This window comes from Streptomyces sp. NPDC059900 (genome assembly GCF_050270335.1).
Taxonomy (GTDB): domain Bacteria; phylum Actinomycetota; class Actinomycetes; order Streptomycetales; family Streptomycetaceae; genus Streptomyces.
Window position 1 is genome coordinate 1 of the sequence record NZ_JBNNJZ010000245.1, and the last position, 11,611, is coordinate 11,611.

Genomic DNA, 11,611 nt, shown 5'->3' on the forward strand with positions numbered 1-11,611 from the left:
ACCCGCTCGGTGGCGCTTGAGCCGGGCGGGCCCGCACCGGTCGCAACGTTGACCTGGGGGGGCCCGCCCGCATTTTCCGTGCCGGATAGCCTCGACGTCAGTTGGATGACGGGGACACGGAAACGGGGAAGGGGGCGGGAGCTCATGGGCAACAAGCCGAGGCGGGCCGCCATCGGGGAGATGTGGATCAACTGCCAGGTCTGCAGGGGGGACCTGTTCCGCGACCGGGAGGTCAAGCTCAACAGCTCGGGCATGGAGATCATGAACCTCGCGTGGGCGAACGAGTCGGCGACCGGGCTCATCTGCTGGCAATGCGGTTACGTCCACCTCTTCGTGAACCGCGAGATCCGGATGTACAAGGTGGACAAGTGAGGCCGGGCGAGCCGGAGGAGCCGGCGGCGAGGAGCAACTGCACCGCCTGCCGCCTCGCCGACGGCACCGCCCCGCTGCCCGGCGGCACGCTCCTGCGCACGCCGCACTGGACCGTCGAGCACTGCGTGGGCCCCCTCGGCACCGGCACGCTCATCGTCAAGCCGCTGCGCCACATCACCGGCGTACACGAGATGAACGCGGGGGAGAGCGCCGGGCTCGGGCCGCTCCTGACCCGGCTGACCTCCGCCCTGCGCGCGGCGGTCGGCGAGGAGTGCGAGCAGGTCTACGTCTGCCTCTGGTCCCACGCCGGGCGCGTCCCCGGCCACATCCATTTCGTGGTGCAGCCCGCCCGTACGTCCGACGTCGAACGCCACGGCGGTGCGTACGGACCCGCCCTCCAGGCGGCGATGTTCGCCGCGGGCGCGGAGCCGGAGCCCGGTGCGGTGGAGGAGTTCTGCGCACGTCTGCGGCGTGTGCTGGGTGAGGTACCGGACGAGGGTTCCGTCGGCTAGCCGGGTGTTCCGCCATCCAGGTGGGCCCGTGTGCAAACTGTTGACTGTTTTTCAAACTTGCCAGTAACTTCAGCGTTGTACCACCAAGAACCGCCGAAAGCCGCTGAAGCCTGCCCAAATACCCCACGCAGCAAGGCTGTTGGCGCCCGCGGCTTGATCGCTCCTCTCCGGAACTGACCCCCCATCGGATTCAAAGGAGACTCCAGATGGTGATCCGCGCACGCGCCCGCACCCGCTCACGCTCCCTCCGTCTCGCGGCCGCCGTCGCCGCCGCCACAACCGCGGCCCTCGGCCTTGCCGCACCGGCCGGGGCGAGCGCCGGCAGCAGCGAACCGCTCGACTACGTGGCCCTCGGCGACAGCTACAGCGCCGGATCCGGTGTCCTGCCCCTCGACGTGACCGCGCCGCTCCTGTGCGCGCGCTCGACGGCAAACTACCCCCATGTCGTGGCCAACCGCACCGGCGCCAAGCTCACCGACGTGACCTGCGGCGGAGCCCAGACCAAGGACTTCGCGGGCTCGCAGTACCCCGGGGTCGCCCCGCAACTCGACGCGGTCAGGGCGGACACCGACGTCGTGACGCTGACCATCGGCGGCAACGACAACAACACCTTCATCGGCGCGATCCTCGCCTGCGGCAGCGCGGGCGTCCTCTCCGGCGGCAAGGGCAGCCCCTGCAAGGACGCCAACGGAGACAAGTTCACCAAGCAGATCGACGACAGTACGTATCCGGCGCTGAAGACGGCCCTGCGAGCCATCAAGGCCAAGGCCCCGAACGCCCGCATCGGCATCCTCGGCTACCCCTGGATCGTCCCGGCCAAGGCCGACCCCACGTGCTTCGCCAAGATGCCGATCGCCACCGGAGACGTGCCCTATCTGCGGGATCTCCAGGCCCACTTGAACAGCGCCGTGCAGCGTGCCGCCTCCGAGACGGGCGCCACGTTCGTCGACCTGGCCGCCGCGTCGGAGGGCCACGACGCCTGCAAGGCGAAGGGCACCCGCTGGGTCGAGCCGGTCCTGTTCGGCACGAACTTCGTCCCGGTCCACCCGAACGCCCTCGGCGAGGCAAAGATGGCCGACCAGGCGGTCGGCGTGCTCGGACTGGGCTGACTCACCGCTCTCGTACGGTAGTTGGGTGAGCACCCAGCAGATCGCCGACTTCTGGTTCGACCCCGTATGCCCGTACACCTGGCTCACCTCGCGGTGGATCCGCGAGGTCGAGCGGGTGCGGGACGTCACCGTGCGGTGGCGGGTGATGAGCCTGTCGGTGCTGAACGAAGGCCTCGACGTCGACCCCGAGGACCCCGAGGGGGAGTACGGGGACTACATGCGGGCGCCGGGCCGGGTCTGCGCGGCCGTGGACGAGCGGTACGGGAACGACGCGCTCGGGACGTATCTCGACGCGCTCGGGGTGCGGCTGCACGAGCGCGGGGAGTGGGACGGCGTCGAGCCTGCGCTCGCCGACGCCGGCCTTCCCGGGGAGCTCGCTTCGGTGGCCTGGACGGAGGAGTACGACGGTGCCGTGCGGGCCTCGCACGAGGAGGGCGTCGCGCTGGTCGGCCCCGACGTCGGCACGCCGGTCCTGTCCGTGCGGGGCGTGGGCGCGGTCTTCGGGCCGGTCGTCTCGCCCGCGCCGAAGGGAGAGGCGGCGGGACGGCTGTGGGACGGGGTGGTCCTGATGGCGGGCACACCGCACTTCTGCGAGCTCAAGCGGCGGTACGGCGAGCTGGATTTCGGCTGAGGCAGCCGCCCGACTCACGCCGTACGTCTGCCCAACTCTCCCCGCATGCTTACCTTTTCGTAAGTACCTGACTAATTAGTCGGTACTTGTGAGGAAGCGGGCGCCCGCCAAGCATGGTCGTCATGACGAACCAGAGCCACACCCCTTCCACCTCACCTACGAAGACCACGGTCACCGTCCTCGGCCTCGGCGCCATGGGGCAGGCCCTCGCCGGCGCCTTCCTCGAAGCCGGACACCCCACCACCCTCTGGAACCGCACCCCCGGCAAGGGCGACGACCTGGTCGCCAGGGGCGCCACGCGCGCGGCCACCGCCGCCGAGGCCGTCCGTGCCTCGGACCTGGTGGTCGTCTGCCTCTACGACTACGACGTGTCGCAGGCCGTGCTCGGCCCGATCGCCGCGGACCTGTCGGGCCGCACCCTGGTCAACCTCACCTCGGACACCCCGGAGCGCTCGCGCGAGGCCGCCGCCTGGGCCGCCGGGCAGGGGATCGACTATCTGGACGGCGCGATCCTGGTGCCGGTGACGGTGATCGGCACCGCCGACGCGCTGCTCTTCCACAGCGGTCCGAAGTCGGTGTACGAGAAGCACGAGGGCACACTCAAGGCGCTCGGCGGCAACACCGTGCACCTGGGCGAGGACCACGGCCTGGCGGCCGTCTACGACAACGCCCTGCTCGACTTCTTCTGGACCAGCATGTCCGGTCTCGTGCACGCGTTCGCGCTCGCCGGGGCGGACGGCGTGAAGGGAGCGGACCTCGCCCCCTACCTGAGCGCCCTGCTCGCCATTTTCCCGGAGTCCATCGCGTCGACGGCCGTCGAGGTCGACTCCGGCGAGTATCCGGGCGAGCAGGCGCCCCTGGTCACCGAGGCCGCCAACGTCGACCACATCATCCATGCCTCCGAACACCGGGGCCTGGACGTGGAGTCCCTGAACGGCATCAAGTCCGTCCTGGACCGCGCCATCGCCAAGGGCCACGGTACGGACGGCTGGACGGCCGTCATCGAGGCCGTCCGCGCGCCCGTCCCCGGGGCCGCCGCGCACTGAACGACAGGCAGAAGGGGCGGTCCACGCCCCCTGCGGCGTACGGTGAGAGTGACTGCCGTCGGATCAGGAGCCGCGCTATGACCGGTGAACCGAGCTTCTTCGAGATCGGCGTCGAGGACCCGGAGCGGGGGCGGGCCTTCTACGGGGAACTGCTCGGCTGGTCCTTCCGGCCGGGGCCGTCCGGGCAGGGGTATGTGATCGGGACCCCCGGGGTGCCCGGCGGTATGCACGGCGGTGACGCGGGGGCCGTGCCGTATCTCTTCTTCCGGGTCGACGACCTGGAGAAGGCACTGGCCGACGTCGTCAGGCTCGGCGGCACGGTCGAGCCGCCCGTCGGCGGGGAGAGCGAGGAGTCGGACGCCGCCTTCGGCCGGTTCCGGCTGTGCAAGGACGACCAGGGGTCCCCCTTCGGCCTGCATCAGCCGCCCGGATCCCGCTGACGGGATGCCCGCCGACGAGCGGCACTGGCCTTGACGCCTGCGTCAAGGATTACCGTCGTACACATGCGCATCGGCGAACTTGCGGAGCGGGCCGGCACCACCACGCGGACGCTTCGGTACTACGAGTCACGGGGGCTGCTGCCCGCTCGGCGCAGCGGCAACGGATATCGCACCTACGACGAGGACGACGTACGTCTCCTGGAGCAGATCAGGACCTTGCAGGATTTCGGGTTCGACCTGGAGGAGACGCGGCCGTTCGTGGAGTGTCTGCGTTCGGGGCATCCGGCGGGCGACTCCTGTCCCGCGTCCCTTGACGTGTACCGCCGCAAGCTCGCCGAACTCGACTCGCTGATCGCCGAGTTGAGTGCGGTGCGGGAACAGGTGGGCGCGCAGTTGGTGCGCGCCGAGGCGGCGGTTCCGGGGGGTCCGGACCCGCAGTGCGAGCTGACGGGCTGAGAAGGAGCGCAGGCATGGGGATGGTCAAGGCGGACGGCGTCGCCGAGGTGACGGACGCGGACTTCGAAGCGGAGGTGCTCAAGGAGGAACTGCCCGTGCTCGTGGAGTTCGGGGCGGAGTGGTGCGGGCCGTGCCGGCAGCTCGCGCCGGTGCTCAGCGAGATATCCCGGGAGGAGGCGGACCGGCTGAAGATCGTGCAGGTCGACGTGGACCACAGCCCGCAGACCGCGATCGCGTACAACATCCTCTCGGTGCCGTCCCTGCTGGTCTTCCGGGGCGGTGAGCCGGTGAAGTCCATGGTGGGCGCCCGGCCCAAGCGCAAGCTCCTCGCCGATCTCGCCGAGGCCGAGGTGCTCTGACGTACGGAAGGTGTACGGACTGCGCACGCAGAACGTACGCAGAAAGAGAAATACCCCGGACGAATTGACGTCCGGGGTATTTCTTCGCGTATATTGGATCCTTTCGCGACCCCCTGCGCATTTGGGCAGACCGGAATCGCGAGAATCTGTATAAGAGCACTGTAACTGGCGAGGGGCTGAATTGTCAACCGAGGAATTGCGGGAAGAGCAGCAATTCGTCTCCGGGCTGTACGCGCGCCTCGACGCGCTGCGCGAGGAGGCGCAGGCCGCCGTGCAGGCGTCGTTGTCGCAGGTCGGCAACGGTCTGCAGGCCAGGCTTGAGCGTGACGTCCTGGTGGCCGAGCGGTCCGGACTGCTGGCCGCCTTCAACGCGGGAGAGAACGGCCTCTGCTTCGGGAGGCTCGAATTCCGCGACGGCCGTGATCACCACATCGGACGCATCGGAATCCGCGCGTCCGACATCGAACGCACACCGCTCGTGATCGATTGGCGTGCCGAAGTCGCGCGCCCCTTCTATCTCGCGACCGGGCATACGCCGATGGGGCTGCGCAGGCGCAGGCACATCACCACGGAGGGCCGCGACGTCACGGCCCTGCACGACGAGATCCTCGATCTCGGCGACACCACCCGCACCGGCCACGAGGGCGCGGACGCCGACGAGGTGCTGCTCGCCGCGCTCGACTCGGCACGCACCGGACGCATGCACGACATCGTGCAGACCATCCAGGCCGAGCAGGACCGCATCATCCGGGCCCCGCACCACGGCGTCCTCGTCGTCGAGGGCGGCCCCGGCACCGGCAAGACGGTCGTGGCGCTGCACCGTGCCGCGTTCCTCCTCTACGCCCACCGCCAGCTCCTCGCCAAGCGCGCGGTCCTCATCGTCGGCCCGAACCCCGCCTTCCTCGGCTACATCAGCGAGGTCCTGCCCGCGCTCGGCGAGACCGGCGTGCTCCTCTCGACGGTCGGCGAGCTGTTCCCCGGCGTGAGCGCCACCGGCACCGACAGCCCCGCGACCGCCGAGGTGAAGGGCCGCGCCGAGATGGCGGACGTGCTCGCCGCCGCCCTGCGCGACCGGCAGCAGACCCCCGAGCCCGGCGCCCCGCTGGTCATCGAGCACGACGACGGCGACCTGATCCTGGACTGGACGATCGCCCGCGAAGCGCGCGACGCGGCCCGTGAGGCGGACGTCCCGCACAACCTCGGCCGCCCGCACTTCGCCTTCCGCGTGATCGACATGCTCACCGAGCAGCTCGCCGAACGGCTCGGCGCGGACCCGTACGGCGGCCCGAACTTCCTCGGCCCCGACGACATCGCCCAGCTCGGCAAGGCGATCGCCGCGAGCCCCGATGTGCACGCGGCCATCGAGGAGCTGTGGCCGCAGCTCACCCCGGAGCGCTTCCTCGCCGACTTCCTGGAGGAGCCGACGCACCTCGCGGACGAGGACGCCGACCTGTTGCGGCGCCCGCGCGGCGCCGCGTGGACGGCCGCCGACGTCCCGCTGCTCGACGAGGCCGCCGAGCTGCTCGGCAACGACGACAGCGCGGCGAAGGCGATGGCGGAGGCCGAGCGTGCCAAGCAGATCGCCTACGCGCAGGGCGTGCTCGACGTGTCGTACGCGTCCAGGACCTATGAGTTCGAGGACAAGGACGACGAAGAATCCGAGGTCCTGCTCGCGCACGACATCATCGACGCCGAGCGGATGGCCGAGCGCCAGGAGGAGGAAGACCACCGCAGCGCCGCCGAGCGCGCCGCCGCGGACCGGACCTGGGCGTTCGGGCACATCATCGTCGACGAGGCGCAGGAGCTCTCCGCCATGGCCTGGCGGCTGCTCATGCGGCGCTGCCCGACCCGCTCGATGACGCTGGTCGGCGACCCCGCGCAGACGGCGGAGGCCGGCGGCTGCGGCTCCTGGGAGTCGATCCTCGCCCCGTACGTCGAGGACCGCTGGGAGTACACGCGGCTCGGCGTCAACTACCGCACGCCGGTGGAGATCATGGACGTGGCCGCCGAGGTGCCCCGCGTCGAGTACCCCGACTTCGAGCCGCCGAGTTCGGTGCGGTCCACCGGGGTGCTCCCGTGGGCGCACCGCACGGACGACCTCGCCGCGGCCGTGGCCGACGCGGTGGCGGACGGTACACGGGACGAGGGCCGCCTCGCGGTCATCGCCCCCCGCGAGCTGCACGCCGAGCTCGCCCGAAAGCTCCCCGGTGTGACGGCCGGGGAGGCTCCGGACCTGACGCGGACGGTCGTCCTGATCGACCCGCGTCAGGCGAAGGGCCTGGAGTTCGACACTGTCCTGGTCGTGGAGCCCGGCGGTTACGGCACGAGCGACCTGTACGTGGCCCTCACGCGGGCCACGCAGCGCCTCGGCATCCTGCACACGCAGGAGCTGCCGGTGGCGCTCAAGCAGGTCGCAGCCACACCGTGGCCAGCGGCGGCAGGGTGAGGCGCAGGGACGCGGGGCGGCCGTGCGACGCCACCGGCTCGGTCTTGACCGGGTCCGGGTTGGTGACGTCGCCGCCGCCGTAGCGGGCCGCGTCCGTGTTCAGGATCTCGTGCCAGGCGGTGAACTCGCCGGGGACGCCGAGGCGGTACTCGTGCCGCACCACCGGTGAGAAGTTCGAGACGGCGAGCAGCGGTCCGCCCGTCGTGTTCCCGGCGTCCTCGTCGGCGTACCGCAGGAACGCGAAGACGTTGTCCTCGGCGGCGTCGCCGTCGACCCAGGCGAAGCCGCCGGGGTCCGTGTCGCGCTGCCACAGGGCGGGTTCGCGGCGGTAGACGGTGTTGAGCTCGCGCACGAGGTCGCGTACGCCCCTGTGGTCGGCCTCGGCGCCGTACGCGGGGTCGAGCAGCCACCAGTCCGGGCCGTGCCCCTCCGCCCACTCGGCGCCCTGGGCGAACTCCTGGCCCATGAAGATGAGCTGCTTGCCCGGGTGGGCCCACATGAAGCCCAGGTAGGCGCGGTGGTTGGCGCGCTGCTGCCACCAGTCGCCGGGCATCTTCGACACCAGGGACCGCTTGCCGTGCACGACCTCGTCGTGCGAGATCGGCAGGACGTAGTTCTCGCTGTACGCGTACACCATCGAGAACGTCATCTCGTTGTGGTGGAACTTGCGGTGCACCGGCTCCTTCGACACGTAGTCGAGCGAGTCGTGCATCCACCCCATGTTCCACTTCAGGCCGAAGCCGAGCCCGCCGAAGCCGCCGGGCCCCTGGTGGTGCGTCGCGCGGGTCACGCCGTCCCAGGCCGTGGACTCCTCGGCGATGGTGACGACGCCGGGGGCACGGCGGTAGACGGTGGCGTTCATCTCCTGGAGGAAGGCGACGGCGTCGAGGTTCTCGCGGCCGCCGTGCGCGTTCGGGGTCCATTCGCCGTGCTCGCGCGAGTAGTCGAGGTACAGCATGGAGGCGACGGCGTCGACGCGCAGGCCGTCGATGTGGAACTCCTCGCACCAGTAAGAGGCGTTGGCGACCAGGAAGTTGCGGACCTCCTTGCGGCCGTAGTCGAACTCCAGGGTGCCCCAGTCGGGGTGCGCGGCCCGGCCGGGGTCCTCGTGCTCGTACAGCGTGCGCCCGTCGAACTCGGCGAGGGCCCAGTCGTCGCGCGGGAAGTGCGCGGGCACCCAGTCCATCAGGACGCCGATGCCCGCCCTGTGCAGCGCGTCGACGAGGAACTTGAAGTCGTCGGGCGTGCCGAGCCGCGCGGTCGGCGCGTAGAAACCGGTGACCTGGTAGCCCCATGAGCCGCCGAAGGGATGCTCGGCCACGGGCATCAGCTCGACGTGCGTGAATCCCAGGTCGGCGACGTACGCGGGCAGCTGCTCGGCCAGCTGGCGGTACGTCAGGCCCGGTCGCCAGGAGGCCAGATGGAGCTCGTACACGGAGAACGGCGCCTGGTGGACGGGCACCTCCGCCCTGCGTTCGAGCCACTGGGCGTCATGCCACTCGTGGTGCGACTCGTGCACGATCGAGGAGTTCGCCGGCGGCGTCTCCGTGCGGCGGGCCAGCGGGTCGGCGCGCAGTGTCTTCGAGCCGTCGGGCCGGGTGATCTCGTACTTGTAGAGCTCGCCCTCGCCGACCGACGGCACGAAGAGCTCCCAGACTCCGCTGCCGCCGAGCGAACGCAGCGGGAATGCCGTGCCGTCCCAGAAGTTGAAGTTGCCCACCACGCGCACGCCGAGAGCGTTGGGCGCCCACACCGTGAAGCGCGTCCCGGTCGCCCCCTCGTGCACCATCGGGCGCGAACCGAGCGCGTGCCACAGCTGCTCGTGCCGGCCCTCGCCGATCAGATGCAGGTCGAACTCGCCGAGCGAGGGCAGGAAGCGGTACGCGTCGTGGATCTCCAGTTCGGCGTCGTCGTACGCGACGTGCAGCCGGTAGTCGTCGGGGATCTCCCGCAGCGGGACCACCCCGGAGAAGAACCCGTCCCCGTCGTCCTGGAGCTCGGCACGCAGATCCTTGGCGACGACGGTGACGGAGCGCGCGTACGGCCGCAGCGCGCGGAAGGCGATGCCCTCGCGCACGTTGTGGGCACCGAGCACCCCGTGCGGGTCGTGGTGCGTGCCGCCGAGCAGCCGGGCACGGTCGGCGCGGGGGACGGGTGACGTGGGGCGGCTGCTCTTGCGCTGCTTCTGCCGGGGCGGTTCGGGCGTCCGGCCCGCGGGCTCCGCCTTTCTCCTGCCCTTCTTGCTGGCCTCGTCGGACGGTTTGCGCGGCTGCGGGCGGGGGGTCACGGGGGAGCCTCCTGGGCGATGGGCGGATCAGGGCTGTTCGGTGGCGGGGCCGTTCGTGGCGAGGCGCTTGATCGCCGAGAGGGGTACGGGGAGCCAGTCGGGGCGGTGGCGGGCCTCGTAGAGGACTTCGTAGACCGCCTTGTCCGTTTCGTAGGCGCGCATCAGGACCGGGTCCGTACGCGGATCGCGGCCCGAGACCTCCGCGTATCCCGTGCAGTACGCGGCCCGGCAGTCGCCCGCCCACTGCGGCGCCCACGGTTCGTGCGAGCGTGCCGCGTAGTCGAAGGAGCGGAGCATGCCCGCCACGTCGCGCACCGGCGGCTGCGGCATCCTGCGCTCGGACAGCAGGCGCGAGGGCTCACCCTCGAAGTCGATGAGCGACCACTCCCCGGCGGGCGAGCGCAGGCACTGCCCCAGGTGCAGGTCCCCGTGGATGCGCTGCGCCATCCAGGTCCCCTCGCCGCGGCCCAGGTCGGCGAGCGCCTCGAAGGTCGTGCGCAGGGCGGGAGCGTAGGGCTGGAGGGCGGGCACCGCCCTGGCCGCCGCGTCGAGGCGCTCCGCCATGCCTTCGGCGATCAGCTCCATCTGGGCGCGGCCGAGGCTGACGGTGGGCAGCGCGCGGGCCAGCGCCAGATGGACCTCGGCCGTGGCGCGGCCCAGGGCCCGCGCCTCGGTGCTGAAGTCCCGGCCTGCCGCGAGTTCCCCCAGGGCCAGTTCCCAGCCGTCCGATGTGCCCTTCAGATAGGGCTGGAGCACGCCGAGGACGTTCACTTCGTTCCCGACGTCCGCGAGGAACCAGGCGGCGGGGGCCGGTACCTGCGTACAGCGCTCGCGGGCCAGCATCAGGGGCAGTTCCAGGTCCGGATTGACTCCGGGCACGATGCGGCGGAACAGCTTCAGGATGAACGTGTCCCCGTATACGAGCGAGGAGTTGGACTGCTCGGTGCCCAGCATGCGCGGGGCGAGTCCCTCGGCTATGTCCTTGCGCGGGTCCCGTTCGAAGCGGAGTCTGCCGACGCGCGCCTGTATCCGCAGGGCCTCCAGGAGGAAGGCGGACATGCGGGTGTCGTGCAGCGCTTCGTAGACCGTGAATCCGGCGAGCGGGCCCTGCGTGACATGGCCGATCAGCGCGGGCGCGAGCCGTGGCGGCAGCTCGCGCCGTACGCCGACGAGGAGTTGGTAGCAGTCCGGCGGCAGTGCGGGCGAGCCGTCGCCCTGTCCCGGTACGTGTGGCTGGCGGACCTGTACGAGCAGATGCAGGAGCCCTAACTCGGATGTCGGGGGCAGCAGTTCGGTCACGGAGACCAGATGGAAGTCACTGATCGGGCGGCCCTTGCCCGCGAACCATCGCTGTCGTGGCAGCCACGCGCGCAGCAGCGGATCGAGCGAGGCGAGCAGCGCGTCCGCGGTGATGCCCGGGCGGGTGACGGCTTCCGACATGGCGTCGCGTCCTTTCCGCGGTGCGGACAGGGGTGAGTGCGGGAGTGCCGGTCGTGCGGGAGAGTTCCCGGGGCGGGGCGGTGGAAACCCGCCCCGCGCAGGAGTAGCAGGGGTGGAGCCTACGCCGGATCCTTGCGCAGCCGGAACCAGTAGAAGCCATGTCCGGCCAGGGTGAGCAGATAGGGCAGTTCACCGATGGCGGGAAAGCGCACTCCGCCGATCAGTTCGACCGGATGGCGGCCGTTGAAGGTTTGCAGGTCGAGTTCGGTGGGCTGGGCGAAGCGGGAGAAGTTGTGGACGCACAGCACGAGGTCGTCCTTGTACTCGCGCAGGAACGCGATCACCGCCGGGTTGGACGAGGGGAGTTCGGTGTAGGAGCCCAGGCCGAAGGCGGGGTTCTGCTTGCGGATCTCGATCATCCTGCGGGTCCAGTGGAGCAGGGATGAGGGGGAGGACATGGAGGCTTCTACGTTGGTGACCTGGTAGCCGTAGACCGGGTCCATGATCGTGGGG

General features: G+C 70.7%; 12 protein-coding genes. 9 read left to right on the forward strand and 3 right to left on the reverse strand.

Features of this window, described 5'->3' with window-relative positions; genetic code table 11:
- Positions 1–144 precede the first annotated feature (144 nt).
- The 9 genes from ACQKIP_RS26850 to ACQKIP_RS26890 all read left to right on the forward strand — a co-directional run bounded on the left by ACQKIP_RS26850 (position 145) and on the right by ACQKIP_RS26890 (position 7,371).
- Positions 145–372 carry a hypothetical protein gene (locus ACQKIP_RS26850; RefSeq protein ID WP_365860740.1) on the forward strand — a complete coding sequence of 76 codons (228 nt, stop codon included), beginning with the start codon at positions 145–147 and terminating at the stop codon, positions 370–372.
- Entirely contained in the window at positions 369–884 is a 516-nt protein-coding gene (locus tag ACQKIP_RS26855) for an HIT family protein (protein ID WP_365860742.1), read from the forward strand. The genes ACQKIP_RS26850 and ACQKIP_RS26855 overlap by 4 nt, the downstream gene beginning before the upstream one ends.
- A gap of 206 nt (positions 885–1,090) precedes the next feature.
- The gene (locus ACQKIP_RS26860) at positions 1,091–1,993 is read left to right on the forward strand and encodes an SGNH/GDSL hydrolase family protein (RefSeq protein WP_365860744.1); all 903 of its coding nucleotides are present in this window, start codon (positions 1,091–1,093) and stop codon (positions 1,991–1,993) included.
- Between the two features lie 25 nt (positions 1,994–2,018).
- The gene (locus tag ACQKIP_RS26865; protein ID WP_365860746.1) at positions 2,019–2,624 is read left to right on the forward strand and encodes a disulfide bond formation protein DsbA; all 606 of its coding nucleotides are present in this window, start codon (positions 2,019–2,021) and stop codon (positions 2,622–2,624) included.
- A gap of 122 nt (positions 2,625–2,746) precedes the next feature.
- Positions 2,747–3,670 (forward strand): NAD(P)-dependent oxidoreductase, encoded by a 924-nt coding sequence (locus tag ACQKIP_RS26870; RefSeq protein WP_365860748.1) that lies wholly within the window; start codon positions 2,747–2,749, stop codon positions 3,668–3,670.
- A 77-nt stretch (positions 3,671–3,747) separates the two neighbouring features.
- Complete coding sequence (locus ACQKIP_RS26875; protein ID WP_365860750.1) at positions 3,748–4,110, forward strand: VOC family protein; 363 nt, start codon at positions 3,748–3,750, stop codon at positions 4,108–4,110.
- 63 nt (positions 4,111–4,173) lie between these two features.
- Complete coding sequence (locus ACQKIP_RS26880; RefSeq protein ID WP_361201272.1) at positions 4,174–4,566, forward strand: MerR family transcriptional regulator; 393 nt, start codon at positions 4,174–4,176, stop codon at positions 4,564–4,566.
- Between the two features lie 20 nt (positions 4,567–4,586).
- On the forward strand, positions 4,587–4,925 hold the full coding sequence (gene trxA / locus ACQKIP_RS26885) for a thioredoxin (protein WP_365860794.1): 339 nt from the start codon (positions 4,587–4,589) through the stop codon (positions 4,923–4,925).
- 181 nt (positions 4,926–5,106) lie between these two features.
- Entirely contained in the window at positions 5,107–7,371 is a 2,265-nt protein-coding gene (locus tag ACQKIP_RS26890) for a HelD family protein (RefSeq protein ID WP_365860752.1), read from the forward strand.
- Here ACQKIP_RS26890 and glgB read toward each other — a convergent pair.
- From glgB to ACQKIP_RS26905, 3 genes are all read right to left on the reverse strand, one after another.
- Complete coding sequence (gene glgB, locus ACQKIP_RS26895) at positions 7,328–9,499, reverse strand: 1,4-alpha-glucan branching enzyme (RefSeq protein WP_365860796.1); 2,172 nt, start codon at positions 9,497–9,499, stop codon at positions 7,328–7,330. The two genes, ACQKIP_RS26890 and glgB, sit on opposite strands and share 44 nt — an antisense overlap.
- 186 nt (positions 9,500–9,685) lie before the next feature.
- Positions 9,686–11,098 carry a maltokinase N-terminal cap-like domain-containing protein gene (locus tag ACQKIP_RS26900; protein WP_365860754.1) on the reverse strand — a complete coding sequence of 471 codons (1,413 nt, stop codon included), beginning with the start codon at positions 11,096–11,098 and terminating at the stop codon, positions 9,686–9,688.
- A gap of 119 nt (positions 11,099–11,217) precedes the next feature.
- Positions 11,218–11,611: alpha-glucosidase C-terminal domain-containing protein (locus ACQKIP_RS26905; RefSeq protein ID WP_427744318.1), on the reverse strand; the 394-nt coding region annotated here is incomplete at its 5' end.